1 protein-coding gene is annotated in these 2,168 nt (G+C 74.7%); it reads right to left on the reverse strand.

All coding sequences use genetic code 11. The features are described from left to right. Positions 1–2,144 (reverse strand): AMP-binding protein (locus ACWC2B_RS38000; protein ID WP_450724921.1); only part of this gene is annotated, 2,144 nt, incomplete at its 3' end. Positions 2,145–2,168: the final 24 nt, after the last annotated feature.

Below are 2,168 nucleotides of genomic sequence, written 5' to 3' on the forward strand. Positions count from 1 at the left end.
TGCCACACAGCGAAATCCGCATACTGAACCGGCAAACCAGCCCAACCACCCGACCCACCACCACACCGCACCCCATACGCCCGCGACAGATCACGGGCGAGCGGGGCGAGCGACCAGCCGTCGGCCGCGATGTGATGCAGCATCAGGAGCAGGACGTGCTCGTCGGTGGCGGTGCGGTGGAGGAAGGCGCGCAGGGGGATCTGCGAGGTCAGGTCGAAACCGCGGTCGGCCTCGGCCCGGGTCAGCTCGGCGAGCTGTTCCTCGGTCACCTCTTGGACGCGCAGTCCGCTCCACGCCTCACCGGCGTCGAGGACCACCTGGCGGGGCTCGCCGTCGACCTCGGGGAACACCGTCCGCAGGCTCTCGTGCCGCGCCACCACGTCGCCGAGCGCCGCGTCCAGGGCCGCCACGTCGAGGGCGCCGGTGAGACGGACGGCGAGCGGCATGTTGTAGGCGGCCGATTCCGGGTCGAGCCGGTTGAGGAACCACAGGCGGCTCTGGGCCGAGGAGAGCGGGAGGCCACTGGTGCGGGGGGCCGGGGCGAGCGCGGGCCTCGGCCGGCCGCCGGTCCTGGCCCGCAGGGCCAGTTCGGCGACGGTGGGCGCCTCGAAGACGTCCCGCACCGACAGGGCGGTGCGCAGCGCGGCGCGTGCCCGGCTGACGAGTTTGGTGGCGAGCAGGGAGTGCCCGCCGAGGTCGAAGAAGCTGTCGTCGACCCCGACCGTCTCCACGCCGAGGACCTGAGCGAAGAGCCCGCACAGGGCCTCCTCGACCGGGTCGCGCGGCTCGCGCGGAGCGGCCGTCGCGTCCAACTGCGGTGCCAGTACCGTCAGTTGGCCCGGCTCGTCGTGCCGTCCGGCCAGGACGAGCTGTCCGTCGGTGGTCCAGTGCGCCCGGTCGCCCGTCCGGTACATCCGGGCCCCGTCGGGTCCGACCGGGCAGGCCACGAAGCGCGAGGAGGTCTCGCCGGGCCGGGCCGCGTGGTCGCGGGCGAGTCCGGCACCGGTCAGATACAGCTCGCCCACGACACCCACCGGCACGGGCCGCATTCCCTCGTCGAGGACCAGGGCGCCGGTGTCGCGCACCGGGCGCCCGATCAGGACGTCCGTGCCGTGCTCGGTCCGGTCGCCGGGGGCCGCGACGGCGCCGGCCGCCGCGGATCCGTAGAAGGTGACGAGCCGTGCCGAGGGCAGACTGGTGCGGAACCGCTCGACGGCCGCCGCGTCCAGGCGCTGGTCGCCGCACATCCACACGGTGGCGTCCGTCATGCGGGGCAGTTCCTCGCTCGCGGCGAGGGCGCCGAGGCGGCCGGGGGCCACGGTGAGCCGCGCGATGCGGTGCCGGACCACGGTATCGGCGAGGGCGGACACGCTCTCCGTGACGCCCGGTGCGGCGAGGACCGTCGAGCCGCCGGACAGCAGCGGCGCGAGCAGTTCGGTGAGCCCGTCGATGCCGGTGGCGGGCGTGGTCGCGAGCACGGCCGCCGTGCGCTGCTCGGGGAACGCGTCGGCATACCAGGTGAGCCGGTTGACCAGCGCGCCGTGCACGCCGGTGACACCGGAGAGCAGATACGCGGGGTGGCCGGGCAGCAGCGGCGCGGCGCGGTCGCCGTCGTCGAGGTCGGCCCCGCTGTGCGCGGCGAGGGCCGTCACGGTGACCGGCTCGTCCAGGACAAGACGCGGCAGGGCTGCGTCCGGAAGCGTGCCGGCGGTGGCCGTGTCGGTGACCAGGAGTACGGCCCCGGCGAGGTGTGGCGGTTCGGCCGGCAGATAGGCGGCGCCGGACTTGAGCACCGCGAGCAGCGCCACGACCATCGCCTCACTGCGCGGCAGGGCGAGGGCCACCAGGCGCTCGGGTCCCGCGCCACGGGCGATCAGTTCACGGGCGAGCCGGTTGGCCCGCTCGTTCAGCTCCCGGTAGGTCAGCTCGGTGGCACCGGCCACCACGGCCACCGACTCGGGCGTCCGCGCCGCCTGGGACTCGAAGCAGGCGGGGACGGTGGTGTCGCCGAGGGCGGTGGCCGGGGCGCCGTTGGCGCCGGCGAGGGCGCGGCGCTCGCCGTCGGACAGCACGTCGATCGCGCCGACCGTCAACTCCGGTTCCTGGGCGACCTGTTCGAGCAGCCGCACCAGGCGGTCCGCCATCGATGCCACCGTGGACTCGTCGAA

The sequence above is a fragment of the Streptomyces sp. NPDC001415 genome (assembly GCF_053597395.1).